Consider the following 16531-nt stretch of genomic DNA (forward strand, 5'->3'; position numbering starts at 1 on the left):
TCAAGCTTTGCCAACCTTCTCCCCTTTCGGTCGTTCCTTTCAGATCCCATTCCCCCGGGATCAAGCACGCCGAAGTGGCGTGTTTTCAGATGGGCGATGAGGACGCCCCCGGGCAATCCAATTCACCTCGAAGACGCGCACCTTCAGCCACTCGAGCAGCCAGCTGCCCAGCACCGGCTCGAGATCGGAACCGAGCCGCCCTAGTCGCGATGGACAATATGCGAAGTGGGATAACGATAGATAGAAAGTTCCTCCTCCGTAAGTTTGAAACTCCCTTTGTCACTCTCTAAGAAGTAGGTCAAGTCACTTTAAATGATTCCACGCAGAATTTAAAAGCCGAGTGAACGCTCGTATGTATCTAACCATATTGGCTCATAACAGCAGATGATCCTCGAGCGGTTGCTTTCGTATTAGTTACAACTATCATCCCCTTTATTTCAACTGTGAAACATTATTGGTAGAATAGAAACTAAATAAAGGAGGCGGATGTTGTGAACATTCGGATCGCTGAACAACACCATCGACAAGCTATTGTTGAGTGTGTGAATGCAGCTTACAACCAATACATTGATAGAATTGGGAAAAGACCTGCCCCTATGCTTGCAGATTATATAGAACTTGTCTCGAATAATTTTGTATATATAGTCACTGACAGGGATGAATTAATAGGTCTAATTGTGCTAATTCCGAAGGATAATTACTTGTTGATCGAAAATATAGCAGTCCACCCTACTTTCCAAGGACAGGGAATCGGACGCAAATTAATTGAGTTTGCAATGTCCTTTGCTAAAGAAGCATTGTTTCAGGAAGTTCGCCTATACACAAACGAGGTAATGACTGAAAACCTTGCGTATTATCCCAAACTCGGATTTATTGAATTGGAACGCCGAACAGAAGATGGTTATAGACGTGTATATATGTCGAAACCTTTGTAATTCGACGTACCTCCTGATTAAACTATCCTCCCAATAGTTTGATCAAAACAAGGAGCAGCTGTCGTTTTGATATGCTCCCCCTACAGTAGACAGGTGAAATAATAAAACCTGATTACTGTAAGGGGAGCTTTTTCATGGCTAAAGGAAAATATAATGCACTAGAGAAACTTACGATTCTCGAAGAAGTGTCAAATGGGGAAATTGGTTTTTTAGCTGCGACTAAGAAGTATGAGATCAACAAAACAACGTTGATGAAATGGCAGCGTCGCTACAAGCTGTATGGNGACAGCGGGACAATTTCAGGTCTCCTACCAGCAAGTATACCAATGGGTGAAGAAGTTCGAGGATCGCGGTCAGGATGCATTAAAAGATGGCCGTGGAAGAAAGAAAGCCCCGGAAGAGCTAACGGAAGCCGAACAACAGAAACTTAAGATGAAGCAGATGGCGTACGAAATGGAGCGCCTTCGGGCGGAAAATGCATTCTTAAAAAAGTTAGAGGAACTCGAAAGAAGGCGACGCTAAGTCAAGTAAGACAGGAGACAACCTACCTTGYTATTCAAGCGCTTCAACAGGAGGCATCAATGTGTATTCAGCTTCTCTGTGAAGTTGCTGGAATTGCACGCTCAAGCTATTACAAGTGGTTAAATCGCACACCTAGTTCTCGTGAATTAGAGAATGAACAKTTGATATCGTTGATGATAAACATCTATGAGAAAGTAGAACGTACCTTTGGATACCGTCAATTAACCTTACATGTRCGTAAACAAACTGGGAAAAARCTCAACCATAAGCGTATATACCGGCTAATGAAACTAAAAGGTATGCAGTCCGTCATCCGCAGGAAGAAAMCGAAATATGTACGCTCCACTCCACAKCAAGTGGCTGAAAACCTGTTAAACCGTGAATTTCAAGCCACTGAACCAAATGAGAAGTGGGTGACGGATGTGACCGAATTCAAATATGGACATGGTCAGAAAGCGTATTTGAGCGCTATTCTAGATCTCCATGATAAATCCGTCGTCTCCTATGTATTGGGGCATTCAAATAACAATCCGCTAGTATTCCAGACTTTAAAGCAAGCCCTACAAGCAGCTCCAGGAAGCAAACCCATGCTTCACAGCGATCGTGGATTTCAATACACCTCACTGGACTTCAAGAAGTTATTGGACCAAAACGAGTTGTCTCAGAGCATGTCCCGAGTTGGTCGTTGCATCGATAACGGACCAATGGAATCTTTCTGGGGAACTCTAAAATRTGAGAAGTATTATTTACACACGTACGAAACCTTTGCGGACCTTAAGAGAGACATCGAAGCCTACATCTATTTTTACAATAACGAACGATTACAAGCAAAATTAAACGGCCTCAGTCCTATGAAATTCAGGAGCAAGGCCGCTTAACTGTTTTTATTATTTGTACTGTCTACTTGACGGGATGCTGTTCAGTTTGCAATCTGCTCCTAATTAATTCAACTAAATTCCCCCGATAATAGCTTAATCAGAAGGGTAACAAGCAAGTGAATCATTTTCAATGGTCCAAGAAATTATCGTCGCACTATCTCGACCATTACCAACGTGGACGTCTGTTAGCAATTCTTGAACACATGTGTCTAAAGAAGATTTAAATTGAGATTTTATGCATTCATATATTAGGATTACTGTAATAACATTTTCCAAACTCTAAAAGACCATCAGTCGTCATAAGAATCATGTTTGTACCAGGTGAAGCATAACTCCACCCCAAAAAGTAATAAATTCTAATATGATTAAATAAAAACAGGATGAAGCAGCTACCTGAACCTGTGCTCCATCCTGATTTGTCTTGACCGTCATTAAATCGGCCCTCAGGGCCTCAGCGTACTATTTTAGCAATCTCATCAACACCGTTACCGCTTCGGCACGAGCCATAATGCCCCTCGGCTCGAACTGGTTGGCTTTGCGTCCGCTGATCAGTTATGAAGAGTGACACATTTTTTTGATGCCATAAACAACAGTTTAAGCAACCAGATAAGTAAAAGCTCATTAGGGATGCAGATTCAACTTTTGGGATGCAGGCTTACCATAAACTTTTATTCTGATAATAATCAATAGAAAAGCTAGTACAGCAAATCCAATTCCACTCCATACAAGTTGACGTACATCCCATTGCAAAAGAAACCAGCCACCAATAGTTGTTCCAATAGTTATTCCTAAATTCGCTGTTCCCAAATTCAGGAGCTGACTGTGATTCGATGATCAGCCAGCTTTGTCCAATGATAAGTCCGCCGGCATGGACCATTCCCCATAGAAAGATTAGAACAAACATAGGAATAAAATGAATCCCCAAAAAATACGAATAACATAATGCTTATCCATGAGCCATTCACTTGTGTTACTTGTCCAAGATATTCGGCAAAGTAACTATATACAGAGAACATAGCTGCAAATAAACATATAACGGTCGCAATGTTTAACCCAGAGCAGGTTTACGTAAAACACTGAGTTGTTGTCCATAAGTCATTTTTTCTTTAACAGGCATCGAAGGAAGCCAGATCAATATGCCGAAAAAGGCTATGATACTAATTATGGCACCAAACATGAATGCAACCTCAACTGAAATTCACTCTGCAAGATAAGAGGTCAATGGCACCCCAAATGCAAATCCTGCTGTATGATCAATCCAGCACCACCAACCGCCCGACCAACATAGTGATTGTAGTGCTAGTCATTAGCAATACCATCTTTGTTGACTACGGAATATTGACACATCGGAGGCATAACGACTTAAGTTTTTGAGCTAAAATGAGTTAAATAAATAATTCATAATTTCCCTTTTTTTACCATTAGATCCTAAGTTCTACTTGTCGTACGCCGATTAATTGTAACTCAATTTGTTTCATCTTATAAAAATAGCCGTTTTGCTCCATCAACTCGGAATAAGAACCCGTTTCGATCACTCTTCCTTGCTCCATAACGACGATTCTGTCCATTCCTTCCAAACCGTTAAGCCGGTGACAGATTAGCAGAAGCGTATCTTCGGACGCCTGCTCGTATAGGTGCGTCAAAACACGTTGCTCTGTCACATAGTCCAGCGAAGACGTCGGCTCATCCAGCAGCCATAGCTTTCCCTTGCGAAGCATGGCCCGCGCCAGGGCCAAGCGCTGTTTTTCGCCATCCGATAAATTTTCTCCCTTTTCATACACGGGGTCCGTTAACGAAATGGTCGGCAATTGCACTTTAGCGAGAATATCCAATAGGTCGCCGTCAGAATGATTCTCACCATCCATGAGCAAGTTATCCCGGATCGTTCCCCGGAAAAAATGGCTTTGCTGCAGCACGACATTAGCAGTTTTCCAAATGCTCGACTCCTCCAGCTCTTGTACCGATATGCCGCTTAGTCGCAAATCCCCATCCGTTGGCGTACGCAGCTTGAGCAACAACTCAATCAGCGTGGACTTTCCCGAACCGCTAGGTCCGACAATCGCCGTTTTGGATCCTGGTGGAATTTGCAACGAAAAGTTCTTTAACGCTGGCCTCCACTCCCCTTCATATTGAAAGGAAACGCCGGATAGTTCAATAGAAACGGCATGGTCGGTATTCAACGTACGACTTGGATGCACTGGCTGCATGGCAGGAGTTAATACTGCTTCCGTCAGCCGCTTGGCTGCATGTTCGCTATCTTGCTTATATGCTGGCAACGTGGCCATAGCCGCTGCTTCTTCAAATACAGTTAATGAGGTCATGACAAGCATAGCCAGATATACGCCAGCCAGCGTTCCATCCGATATCAGATAAGCACCAAGTGCCAACACCCCCCAGGAGATCAGATATGTGACAAAGGCATGCATCGATTGTCCACGTAGCAGTTGTCCGGCCGCTCGCTGCTGCTCGGCTGCCAATGTAGCAGAAGCTTGGCGAAGTTGCTGTTCCCGCTGCGCAAGCTGCCCATAAACTTTAAGATCCCGGAAACCATACAACACCTCTGTTACTTCCGTAGACAACAGCGCTCGCTGCTTGCGAACATGCCCATTGATTTTCCGATATCCTAGCAATACGATTCCCGGCACGACCAATACGGTTCCCAGCATACCAAGTAGCATCAAGCAAGCCATCCAGAAAGAAAAGGAGGCGGTAGCCAGCATTGTCGTCAAGAACACCATGACAACAATGATCGGCGGATACGCGACGCGTAAAAAATAGTGCTGCAAACTCTCTACATCCCCAACGATTCGTGCAAGCAGATCCCCGCTTCGGTTTTTATTTAAAATGCCTGGCGTTAAGGGGATGAGCTTGGTAAAAAAGGATGATCGCAAACGGCTAAGCATAGAGAATGTCGCTCGGTGTGAATATAAGCGCTCGCCATAACGACTCACCGCTCGAAGTAAACCAAGCAGCTTGACCAACGAAGTAAGTACGATCAGCGTATAAAGCGGAGGTGCAAACACCGTTTGCGAAATCAGATATCCGCTCGCAGAAAAGAGGATCACTCCGGCAATACCGGCAACAAATCCGCCTAAAATCGAAAGAATAATATCTTTGCGCTCCCGAATCATAGCTTGGAACAAAATAACCAACTCGTTCATCTCGGCACCCCTTTGCGTTGGACATCGACCATCTCTGCATACGCAGGCAGGCGTTTCATAAGCGCGTCGTGATGTCCCGAGCCCATTAGGACGCCATGGTCCATAAACAAAATGTTGTCCGCATTTCGAATGGTATACAATCGGTGAGCCACCGTAATCATCGTCGCCGATTTTGCCAAGGTTCCAATCGAATGTTGCAGGATGCTCTCGGTGTGAAGATCGAGTCCGACGGTCGGCTCATCGAACAAAATAATGGAAGGTCGCTTCAAAAAAGCCCGCGCTACGGCAAGCCGTTGCTTTTCCCCACCGGATAGTCCTCTACCGCCTTCACCGACAGGGGTATCAAATCCCAGCTCCAGTTGAGATACAACCTTCGAAAGACCCGCGTCCGCAGCCGCCGCCTCAATTTCAGCCCTAGAGACCTTCCGCCCAGCACCGATCGCGATATTATCAGCGAAGGTACCTGAAAAAATGTAAGGATGCTGCGTAATGTAGCTAATATGTTCGAACCATATCGTCTCATTCTGTTGAGTAAGCGGGTTTCCATTCACTAAAATGGTCCCCGACGCCGGTTTTAGTAATCCCGCTATAAGATGGAGCAAGGTTGTTTTGCCGGACCCGCTATGACCAACAAGGGCAATATGATCTCCTGGTCCAATTGTGATCGAACCTGTATTCAGCTCAAATGAGTCAGGTGCATACTGAAACCGGACATTGTCCAGTTCAATGGTGGGCGGCATTGGAAACAGCTTCTTCGGAAATGTCCGGTGCCCTATCGGCTGATCCTTCAGATCGTTTCTATCGTTCGTGTCCGCGAGCATGGTTTCAACCCTGCTAATCGCCCCCATACTGGTTCGCCCATTGTGAAAAGCTGTGCCCGAACTCTTTAATAAGCTGTAAAACTCGGGCACGAGCAACAAAACAAAAAAGGCCGTTTGAAACGACATCGATTTGAAGACAAGCAGCTGAATGGCCAGTTCGAGAGCAACAATCCCGATGCTCAGCATCACAATCGATTCCAGCATGAGGGTATTCGTAAACGCAATCTTCAAAATATCCATTGTGGCATCACGGTATCTTAAGCTACTGCGTTCGATTTCTTGCTGCTGACGGCGGGCCCGTCCGAAGATTTTTAACGTAACGAGCCCTTGAAGAGAATCTAGAAATGTACCGGCAAACTCGGCCAACTGCTCATACTTTTCTTCTGATTTATTTTTCGTTTTCAGCCCTACCAAAATCATAAAAATCGGGATAAATGGCGCCGTAACCAGCATGATGATCCCTGAATTGGCATGTTGGGTAAACGTAACGACTAAAATCAGAATGGGGATAATGACCGTTTCCACCATACGCGGCATGTATTGACTGAAATAACTATCCGCCTCATCCACAGCATCCAGCGCCATACTGACCTTTCCCCCCGTTTGCCCTCGAAGAGAGGAAGGCAAGGAAGCATGCGTGAAATTCTCAAGCACGGCTGCTCGCATATTTTTTTTGGCGGTTGCTGCCATTTGCAAACCAACTGTCCCGTTCCCATATGACAACAGTGTACGTATCGCCATCACGATCAGCAGGATGCAGAGCAGAAGGGCAATCGATGAAAAAGATGCTCTCTCCACAAAGATCCGCTGGACGGCTTCAGCCAGCAATGCAGCCTGACTTACGATGGCGGCGCCAAGTGCGAGCGATATGAATGCCAGATAAACAAGACGCTTGCGCTGGGCGGTCATCTCTATTGCGATCAAGCTTTTTTCCCCCTTCACCCAACTCCACTCCTTTATGGTAATAGCCTGCGAGTAATCGGCCTATTTTTTCCCTTTCACGTAATCCGCATCGAACAGGAACAACTTGAAAACTAAAATAAGGGAAGGAATCAATAGACACATGCCCCCGATAAATACGACAACCAGCGCGAAGCCCATTGAGGATGAGGTGACGCTGCTCTGAATCGTAATGTAGGGATTCAGAATATAGGGATACTGGCCAATCCCGTAAGCGAAAAAGGCACAGAAAAATTGCAGCATAATGCAAATAAATGCTAACCCATAGCGGCGGCCGCGGTATAACAGCCACATCGCAATCATGAAAAAGGTAACAGAAAGTGCAAACAGCCACCATAAATCCATCATATTTTGATAGTGCCTCTCATTGTGTTGCCCCAAATAGATAAAGGCCGTCAGGGCGATAATTATCGTAGGTGTGCTCCAAAACAGCGCATAGGTCCGCATAAGCTTTAGCGCAGCTTGATCCTCTGCCCGTGAAGCGTAAAACGCCAGAAAACAGGCACTAATAAACAAGACAGACACAATCGCCAATCCAACGATGCTCCACGACAATGGATTGGTTAATAAAGCCCAGTAATCCAGAGAAACCGTCTGACCCTGCTTCAAGATAAAGCCGCCTTCAGACAGGGTCAGCGCCACGGACAATGAAGCCGGGATCAGCAAACCCGATGCGCCGTACAAAAACTGATAGACGATATTATTTTTGGAACCATAGTTTTCAAATGCATAGAACGAACCGCGAATAGCAAGCAGCACGATCGCAACACTCCCTGGTACAAGCAGCGCCGTGCCATAGTAATAGGCTGTATCCGGAAAAAATCCGATCATGCCGATGTAGAAAAAGACGAAAAATACATTTGTGATCTCCCATACAGGTGACAAATAACGAGAAACCAGACGGTTAATGAGGTGGTCCTGCTTGGTCAGCCGGGCATAAAAAGCAAAGAAACCGGCTCCAAAGTCAATGGAGGCTATAATAAGATACCCGTACAAAAACAGCCAAAGTACCGAAATCCCAATCAAATCATAACTCATCAGGCATGCGCTTCCTTCCCTGTCCTCTTGTCGCCCGCATGCTGCGCCCACTTCTCCATCTCAGTTTCTGCCGGATTATTGTTGAATAAGCGCCGAAGAACAAGAACACTAACCACTCCTAATACGATGTAAAGAAGAAGGAAGAGGAAAAAAAGAATTCTCACGCTTGGCGACGTCGTCGCCGCTTCTTCTACACGCATATATCCTCGTAAAATCCACGGTTGCCGCCCCAACTCGGCGTAAAACCAGCCCAGCTCGACTCCCAGGAATGCGAGCGGCGCGCCTAAAGCAATAATGCGGAGCAGCCATTTGTTGTGCTCATTGCGTTTTTTCCATAAAGTAAATAGGAAATACAGAACGGATATGCCCAATAACGCAAACCCTATGCCAGCCATCAAGTCAAAAAAATAATGCACAAGGAGCGGAGGTTGTTCATCTGGAGGAAATTCATTCAGACCTGTTACTTTCGCGTTAAAATTTCCAAAAGCCAGGAAGCTGAGAATCTTCGGCAGGTGAAGTGCGCCTATAATTTTATGCTCGGCATTAAGCCATCCAAATAGAATCAACTCCGCGCCGCTCTCGGTCTCAAAATGCCATTCCGCAGCAGCCAGCTTTTCCGGTTGATGCTCGGCCAAGAACTTGGCGGACGCATCTCCAGCTACTGTGTTTAGCAGTCCGAACAACATGACAACGGCCATCATAAGCTTTAACGCTTTTTTGTGGTATCCAGTGACCCCATTTCTAAGCATCGTAAAGGCCGCAATTCCTGCTAGCAGAGCCGCTCCTGTTAAGTAGGCCGAGCTTAATACATGGAACACTTTAGAGAATGTCGCCGTATTCAGCATCGCTTGCACCGGTTTAACCGCTGTAAATTGTCCACTTTGCATTGTAAATCCTCCAGGTTGGTTCATAAAACCATTCACAGTCGTGATAAAAACAGCAGACATGCCTGCCCCTACGACAATGGGGAGTGTGAGCAGCCAATGAATATATGGATTCTTGAACCGATCCCACGTATACAGATAAATGCCTAGAAAGATAGCTTCAAAAAAGAATGCAAATACCTCCATGAATAACGGAAGCGCAATAACGTTCCCCGCCAACTTCATAAAATTCGGCCACACCAATGCCAGTTGCAGTGAGATTGCCGTGCCTGTTACGACACCGACTGCGACGGATATAACATACCCCCGCGCCCACCTCTTAGCCATCAGTGTGTAGTGAGAATCTTGCTTGCGGATGCCGATGAGCTCAGCAATCGCGATCATGAGAGGGATACCGACACCAATCGTCGCGAATATCATATGGAACCCTAGTGTCATTCCTGTCACCAGCCTGCTCCATAGTACCGTATCAATTCCCATTCCTTACTGCCTCCCTTCCAAAACGATTTGTAATTTGAGTTGATTATATTTCTGTCCTTCAGCAGTTCAATCGCGGTCACATCTTCTCCCATATTCGTTCAAGAAAGGATCAATTCTTTCTGACAACTTGATGAAACCGATAACGTTTCAGCTCACCGTGCCTGAGATGAAGAAAGCTACACGGCACTTTGGGCTAGTCGTCTCACGTACAGAAAAGAACATAAATTGGCCAAAACCGCAACCACGGCTAGTCCCCAGAATAGGTTTGCATATGAATGGCTAGGCGGAAGATGCTCTTGCCATTCCATTACGCTAGACAAAATGGCAATGCTGAATGCGCCGCTGATAAACTGCATCAGTTGAAACAATCCCGTGCCTGAGCCAATTTGAGAAGAGGGCAATATGCACGAAATTTCGTTTGAAACGCTACTGCTGATGATAGCAAAGCTTAAGCTCATCAGCATGTACACGAACACATTCGCTACCCAAAATTGGGTACCCACTCCTGCAAACAATACGGCCGCCAATAGTACGATTATAGGAGTCGTGCGCAACATACTGCTGTTTCCCCGCTTGTCGATCATCGCCCCGATCATTCTTGATAGCAGTGTGGACAAAATAGCCCCCGGAAAAATAACAAAACCGGCCTGACTTGCGCTCAAATCAAAATGTTTCAATAGCATTTGCGGCAACAAAAACAGCGTGGCAAAGTTGCATAAATAGGACAAGACCCCTATTAAGGCAAGCACAAGATAGCTTCTGTTAGCCAATAACGACGGAAGCACAAACGGGTGCTTCGCTCGGCGGATACAAAGAGAAAAGAAGAGCAGTCCCGAGATTCCGATCAACAAGGCAATGGAATGATAGTTGGTCAAAAATAGCAACAAACCCGCCGTACCGGCGCTCAAAGTCAATGCCCCCAGTAAATCAAAAGGGCGTTTGGGAAGCGACTCTTTTGGAATATACCGCACAAGCAGTGGGGCAATGCACAACAGCAAGGATGTAATTGCAAAAAGATATTTCCAACCCAGATATTGCACCACCAAGCCACCAATCACAGGACCAAGTCCAAACCCCAGTGATACTGAGGACATGATGAACGTCATCGATTTTCCCCGACGCGCCAACGGTACATAACGGGTCAGAAGCACGATGGACAAGGAGAGCGCCGCACCTGCACCGGCAGCTTGCACAACGCGGGCCGCAAGCAGCACCCAGAAAAGGTTGCTCAGCATCGCCCCAACCGACGCGCCTCCCGTCAAAACCAGACTAATGGCGAACAACCTCTTTAACGGAACAAAATCAGACAACCGGCTGTAGGTGATCGAGGAGATGGCGAACATGATAGAATAGCCGGTGACTGTCAATGAAACGATGGATGATGGTAAGTTAAAAGAATGGTTTAAATCGTTTAACGCCAAATTAAACATGGACGTATTCATAGTGACCAACACAACGGTAATGCAAAGCAACGTAATTAGGACGCCTTCATGGGAAAGAAGGAGCACTTCGTTTTTCTCGACCTTCGTATTGTGGAGTGTGTCCTTCATGGAATTTTCCTTTTTTCATTTTTTGATTTTGGAAAGTTATTTACTTAGCTATCTTAGCGAAGTGCTCCAGAGTGCGAACCAATTGAGCCGTGTAAGACATTTCATTGTCGTACCAGGCTACGGTTTTCACCAGTTGCTGGTCCCCAACCGTCAGAACTTTTGTTTGAGTGGCATCAAAAAGTGATCCGAATGTCATCCCCTTAACATCGGAAGATACAATCTCGTCTTCGGTGTATCCGTAAGTTTCCGGATCGGACGCTTCTTTCATAGCGGTATTAATTTCCTCGACCGTTACCGTGGTATTTAAAACGGCAACGAGCTCAGTCACGGAACCTGTTGGTACAGGTACACGTTGGGATGCTCCATCCAGTTTACCCTTCAGTTCCGGAAGAACCAGACCAATGGCTTTTGCGGCACCTGTGGAGTAGGGAACGATGTTCTCCGCAGAGGCACGCGCAGCGCGGAAGTCGCCTATTGGACTCGGAGCATCAAGCGTGTTTTGGTTGCTCGTATAAGCGTGAACTGTCGTCATTAGCCCAGATTGGATACCGAACTTATCGTGCAAAGCTTTAGCCATAGGGGCTAGGCAGTTCGTTGTGCAGGAAGCACCGGAAATAACCGTTTCCGTTCCGTCCAGCGTGTCATGGTTCACGTTGTATACGATCGTCTTCATATCGCCTGTAGCAGGGGCGGGCGGAAATGACGACTTTCTTCGCTCCCCCTTTCAGGTGAAGCTCAGCTTTTTCTTTCGTGGTGAAGAAGCCTGTACATCCGAGAACGATGTCAACCCCAAGCTCTCCCATGGAAGTTCTTCAGGATTCCGCGTAGCCAGAACCTTAACCTCTTTCCCGTTTACTTTGAAGGTTCCGTCATGGACTTCAATGTCACCGTGAAAAGTGCCTTGCGTTGTATCATATTTGAGCAGATGAGCCAACATTTTAGCATTCGTAAGGTCGTTAATTGCTACAACCTCGACGCCATCCACATCTTGAATTCGGCAAAAAGCGAGTCGTCCGATCCGTCCAAAGCCGTTAATGCCTACTTTTACAGTCATTCTCAAGTCCTCCTATAAGATTTATTTATTCCAAAGAGGCGAATACCTCTCATGAAATCAAAATGGCTCGGCGCTTTTTCATTCTGGACCGTCTTGTTTTAAAATAAAAAGGTACCGAATGGTATCTTTTATTTTAGCATAATTCTAGTGCATGGCAAGGTCGGAAATATGTCCATACCCAAAACAATCCCTACGGATTCACCTTATGTAGAAGTTCGTGGAGAGGTTTACATGTCAAATGAGGCTTTTGAAATGGTAAGTGAATTGAGACCTTATGTGCGTCAACTCGATCTATTGCTTAGCCATTCGGCAAATCCAAGCACAGTTCAAAACAACTGACACTATTAAAGTGGATAAAATAGAATAAGCGGGGACCATTGTCCCCGCCCTCCATATTGAAAGTAAATTATCCGCGCAAAATCGCTTCGATCTGCTCAAGTTCTTCCGCGCTAAGCTCCGGTGCATTAAAGGACGCCACCGCATCCTCAATTTGACTAACTTTGCTGGTGCCGATCAATGTAGAGGTCACTCTACCGCCACGAAGCACCCAGGAGAGGACCAACTGCGACAACTTCTGCCCGCGGGCTGCGGCAAGGTCGTTCAGCTTCCGCACTTTGCCGAGGACATCGCTGCATGCGTTTCAAGTTAGTTTACACTCTTATTGTAGCGAAAAGGCAGGTCCAAACGTATGTCAGCAAGGAAGCTGTTTGTTTGGTCACCCTTTTTTCTAGAAGACTTGAACGACTTCATGAATGTCATCCACTTCTTCAAAAATGGCACGTTCAATGCCAGCCTTCAATGTGATCGTTGCACTAGGACAGCCGTTACACTCTCCCAAAAATTTTAATTTAGCCACTCCATCCTTAACCTCAACCAATTCAGCATCCCCGCCATCGCGCATTAAAAAAGGACGAAGTTTTCTCAATACATCGTCTACCTCTTCGAACAACTCCTCAGAATCTCTCATTTTATGACTCCTTTCATAGAGGCTGTGCTATCAGCTTCACTGTTCGCATTTCCTCTTAATCAATGGCCTTTCTCTCTATCATTCTTTCCTCTAATTCATCAATCATGACTTGATAAAATCGCTTGATAAAGCTTAACTCTTCACTAGTGCAACGTTCTAGAAATCTGAAGTACCGATCTTGCTCCTGCTTATGCAGCTTTCCGTGCAGTACATATAATTCCTGCGCTTTTGCCGTTAATCTGAAGTGGATTTCCTTCTTGTTATCGTTAAGACGGATACGCTCAATAAAACCATCTTTTAATAATGTGGTCGTTATCCTTGTTATGCTTGCTTTCGTTAAATCCATTTTTTCGGCAAGTGCTGTATTGTTGATGGGATCATTATTGCCAATACAGTCAATGACGTATAAAGATGTAAGATTAGCAGAATATTCGGAAATCCCCTGCTCTTTTGACTCTTGCAGGTAGAATCAAGAAGAATTGCAGCAATGTTACTTGGCGATATTTGCGAAATATTCTAATGTYCTAACCAGTTGCGCGGTGTAAGACATTTCATTATCGTACCAGGCTACAGTTTTCACCAGTTGCTGGTCGCCAACTGTTAGAACTTTTGTTTGWGTGGCATCAAAAAGAGACCCCAATGTCATTCCCTTCACATCGGAAGATACGATCTCGTCCTCCGTGTATCCGTRTGTTTCTGGATCTGATGCTTTTCTCATAGCGGCGTTAACTTCCTCAACCGTTACCTTAGTGTTCAAWACGGYTACGAGTTCYGTTACGGAGCCTGTTGSWACAGGYACACGYTGAGAKGCACCATCAAGTTTGCCCTTCARTTCRGGAAGAACGAGGCCAATGGCTTTWGCMGCACCGGTRGAGTAAGGAACAATRTTCTCTGCTGCAGCCCGTGCTGCGCGGAAGTYTCCTTTTGAATCTGGCGCRTCAAGRGTRTTCTGRTTRCCTGTATARGYGTGMACGGTTGTCATYAAYCCSGAYTGAATKCCAAAYTTATCGTTCAGAGCTTTAGCCATGGGAGCTAGACAGTTCGTTGTGCARGAAGCRCCSGAAATGACGGTTTCYGTTCCGTCCAGTRTTTCATGGTTTACGTTATACACGATGGTCTTCATGTCGCCTGTTGCCGGAGCGGAAATAACRACYTTCTTTGCTCCGCCTTTCAGGTGAAKCTCSGCCYTTTCTTTGGTGGTGAAGAAACCWGTACATTCGAGTACGATATCTACRCCAAGCTCGCCCCAAGGGATTTCTTCAGGGTTGCGGTTAGCCAGCACTTTAATTTCTTGACCGTTAACAGTAAAGGCTCCATCATGAACTTCGATATCACCATGGAAAGTGCCTTGTGTAGTGTCATATTTGAGCAGATGGGCCAGCATTTTTGCGTCAGTCAGGTCGTTTATGGCCACAACCTCGATATTTTCCACCTCTTGAATTCGACGGAAAGCGAGTCTTCCGATTCGCCCAAAACCATTAATTCCTACTTTTACACTCATTGAATAACCCTCCTGTTTCGTTCGAAATCCATTCCACATAAGTTTGTCCAATAGAACTTAAAGGTAAGCACTGAGTCGAAGCCAAACAAGTTTGCCCTTGGAATGGGTTTGTTTTATAATAAAAGATACCGATCGGTACCTTTATTATATCAGAATTTTAGACATTGGCAAGGTTTCGGCCGTAAAATTTGATATAATGTTAAATTAGAATAAGATCATTCGGAGGAACCTATGAAAAAAGGAGATCGAACAAGAGAGCACATTATTATGAAATCGGCAGCAATCTTTAATCAAAGAGGTTATGCCGGTACATCGTTAAATGATATTATTGCCGACACCGGTATTAAGAAAGGGGGCATCTATCGACATTTTGCCAGTAAAGATGAGATTGCACTTGAAGCCTACAATTACGCTGCCAGTCAGGTTAGCGGGAAATTTGCTGAGGCGGTCGACCTAGAGCAGTCTGCGTCAGGGAGGTTACTTGCATTTTTTCGTGTATATGAAGATGTTGTCGATAATCCACCATTTATTGGCGGATGCCCCATGCAGAATACAGCTGTAGAAAGTGACGATACTCATGCGGAACTTTATGATCGAGCAAGGCAGGGGCTGCATACCTTCTTGGATATGATGAAAAGTATTATTCGTGACGGGATTAAAGCTGGGGAGTTTAGGGAAGATCTGGATTCGGATGCGCTTGCTTCATTTGCCTTTTCCTTGTTGGAAGGAGGCATTTTGCTCAGCAAATTGGATGGGGATAACAAGCACATGCTAATGAATATAACAATCTTCTCGTCCTATTTGCAGCAATGCTGCTTAAAGACCAGTTAAACTGTGGTGAACTGGCACATCGGAATAGAACTGGGTATAATCGATGGCAGTCCAAGTAAGGTTCAAAATATACCTAGGTAGAGATGCATACAAAACGTAATTGTCCCCATACTAGACATACTGTAATAAGGCAAAAAAACTGCACCTCCAATTGTTAGTCGTGTCTAACAATTGGCGGGCAGTTCATGATCAGCAAAAACCAAGCGAATACGTACTATTTCGATGTGGAAAAGTGCAAGCGATGTCCAAACTAAAACGTATTCGGTAACGATAAAGTCCAACGAACACACCGAACAAATGGCGTTTACTCCACTATCTTCCCTGAACAGGATGCAAACATTTCCGCAAGCTCATGCTGCGAGGGAGGTAAGTAATTTGCCGTGTAAACCACATCCCAATAATACTGCTATTGTAATCACAGACCTACAAAATGACTATATGAGTCCTGGGGGAAGAGACTATCATCTGACTAAAGGAACTATTGAACGAAACAATACTATACAAAACCTTGAACTATTAATGAGAACTGCCATGAATAAGGGATACCAACTTTTCATATCGCCCCATTATTTATACCCTCATGATAATGGCTGGCAATTTACAGGAAATGAACAAAAGATGCTATTAGGTCTTAGAATGTATCAAGTGGTAAATGCGTACGCACCACCGTCATTTCGAGCTGATTTTGTTCATTCTTTTAAACCTTATATTTTTGATAATATTGATCGGCTGCTGCACTATTCATCTTAAGCTATCGTTCCTCGTTAGCATAAGAACTTATATAAGGAATATTTTCTGGATAGCCGATAGCCCTAAAACTTAAATTATTATAAATGCCAATCCTATAAATAAAAATAATCCCCATGATTCGTAAGCCATCATTCCAATAAGTTCCTAGATATCTGTTCAACAGCAGAATTATTAGATTTCGGCTCGCCTACTGGAAGGT

General features: G+C 45.0%; 14 protein-coding genes and 3 pseudogenes. 5 read left to right on the forward strand and 12 right to left on the reverse strand.

Annotation, left to right across the window (positions count from 1 at the left end; translation table 11 throughout):
• Positions 1 to 491: 491 nt before the first annotated feature.
• From ADU23_RS27275 to ADU23_RS27285, 3 genes and pseudogenes are all read left to right on the forward strand, one after another.
• Complete coding sequence (locus ADU23_RS27275) at positions 492 to 935, forward strand: GNAT family N-acetyltransferase (protein ID WP_053376638.1); 444 nt, start codon at positions 492 to 494, stop codon at positions 933 to 935.
• Positions 936 to 1219: 284 nt separating this feature from the next.
• Positions 1220 to 1457 (forward strand): annotated as a pseudogene (locus tag ADU23_RS34420) (helix-turn-helix domain-containing protein); the annotation flags it as partial.
• Positions 1415 to 2335: an IS3 family transposase gene (locus ADU23_RS27285; protein ID WP_157265996.1), complete on the forward strand. Its 921-nt coding sequence runs from the start codon at positions 1415 to 1417 to the stop codon at positions 2333 to 2335. The pseudogene ADU23_RS34420 and the gene ADU23_RS27285, both read left to right, overlap by 43 nt.
• Before the next feature lie 621 nt (positions 2336 to 2956).
• Here the strand turns inward: ADU23_RS27285 and ADU23_RS33830 are convergent.
• From ADU23_RS33830 to gap, 12 genes and pseudogenes are all read right to left on the reverse strand, one after another.
• Positions 2957 to 3584: pseudogene (locus ADU23_RS33830) on the reverse strand (MFS transporter); the annotation flags it as partial.
• A gap of 172 nt (positions 3585 to 3756) precedes the next feature.
• A complete protein-coding gene (cydC, locus tag ADU23_RS27290; RefSeq protein ID WP_053376639.1) occupies positions 3757 to 5496 on the reverse strand; it encodes a thiol reductant ABC exporter subunit CydC in 1740 nt (579 codons plus the stop codon).
• Positions 5493 to 7226, reverse strand: coding sequence for a thiol reductant ABC exporter subunit CydD (gene cydD / locus ADU23_RS27295; RefSeq protein WP_442950663.1), 1734 nt, complete (start codon positions 7224 to 7226; stop codon positions 5493 to 5495). Before cydD ends, cydC begins: the two co-directional genes overlap by 4 nt.
• A 75-nt stretch (positions 7227 to 7301) precedes the next feature.
• Positions 7302 to 8315 (reverse strand): cytochrome d ubiquinol oxidase subunit II, encoded by a 1014-nt coding sequence (locus ADU23_RS27300; protein ID WP_197286117.1) that lies wholly within the window; start codon positions 8313 to 8315, stop codon positions 7302 to 7304.
• Positions 8315 to 9679, reverse strand: a complete 1365-nt coding sequence (locus ADU23_RS27305) for a cytochrome ubiquinol oxidase subunit I (RefSeq protein WP_053376641.1) — start codon at positions 9677 to 9679, stop codon at positions 8315 to 8317. Before ADU23_RS27305 ends, ADU23_RS27300 begins: the two co-directional genes overlap by 1 nt.
• A 176-nt stretch (positions 9680 to 9855) precedes the next feature.
• The gene (locus tag ADU23_RS27310; protein ID WP_053376642.1) at positions 9856 to 11229 is read right to left on the reverse strand and encodes an MFS transporter; all 1374 of its coding nucleotides are present in this window, start codon (positions 11227 to 11229) and stop codon (positions 9856 to 9858) included.
• A 40-nt stretch (positions 11230 to 11269) separates the two neighbouring features.
• Entirely contained in the window at positions 11270 to 11902 is a 633-nt protein-coding gene (locus tag ADU23_RS33990; protein WP_269433140.1) for a type I glyceraldehyde-3-phosphate dehydrogenase, read from the reverse strand.
• 51 nt (positions 11903 to 11953) lie between these two features.
• Positions 11954 to 12283: a glyceraldehyde 3-phosphate dehydrogenase NAD-binding domain-containing protein gene (locus tag ADU23_RS33995; protein ID WP_269433141.1), complete on the reverse strand. Its 330-nt coding sequence runs from the start codon at positions 12281 to 12283 to the stop codon at positions 11954 to 11956.
• Between the two features lie 406 nt (positions 12284 to 12689).
• A pseudogene (locus ADU23_RS32485) lies at positions 12690 to 12911 on the reverse strand (aldo/keto reductase); the annotation flags it as partial.
• A gap of 99 nt (positions 12912 to 13010) precedes the next feature.
• Positions 13011 to 13250 carry a NifU family protein gene (locus tag ADU23_RS27320; protein WP_053376643.1) on the reverse strand — a complete coding sequence of 80 codons (240 nt, stop codon included), beginning with the start codon at positions 13248 to 13250 and terminating at the stop codon, positions 13011 to 13013.
• Positions 13251 to 13305: 55 nt separating this feature from the next.
• Positions 13306 to 13713, reverse strand: a complete 408-nt coding sequence (locus ADU23_RS27325; RefSeq protein ID WP_082311225.1) for a MarR family transcriptional regulator — start codon at positions 13711 to 13713, stop codon at positions 13306 to 13308.
• Positions 13714 to 13740: 27 nt separating this feature from the next.
• Positions 13741 to 14751 carry a type I glyceraldehyde-3-phosphate dehydrogenase gene (gap, locus tag ADU23_RS27330; protein ID WP_053376644.1) on the reverse strand — a complete coding sequence of 337 codons (1011 nt, stop codon included), beginning with the start codon at positions 14749 to 14751 and terminating at the stop codon, positions 13741 to 13743.
• A gap of 231 nt (positions 14752 to 14982) precedes the next feature.
• On the opposite strand from gap, the gene ADU23_RS27335 reads away from it, so the two are divergent.
• Together ADU23_RS27335 and ADU23_RS27340 are read left to right on the forward strand one after the other, a co-directional pair.
• Positions 14983 to 15582 carry a TetR/AcrR family transcriptional regulator gene (locus ADU23_RS27335; RefSeq protein WP_053376645.1) on the forward strand — a complete coding sequence of 200 codons (600 nt, stop codon included), beginning with the start codon at positions 14983 to 14985 and terminating at the stop codon, positions 15580 to 15582.
• 375 nt (positions 15583 to 15957) lie between these two features.
• Complete coding sequence (locus ADU23_RS27340; protein ID WP_197286172.1) at positions 15958 to 16332, forward strand: hypothetical protein; 375 nt, start codon at positions 15958 to 15960, stop codon at positions 16330 to 16332.
• Positions 16333 to 16531: the final 199 nt, after the last annotated feature.

This window comes from Paenibacillus sp. FJAT-27812 (assembly GCF_001273905.1).
Taxonomy (GTDB): domain Bacteria; phylum Bacillota; class Bacilli; order Paenibacillales; family Paenibacillaceae; genus Pristimantibacillus.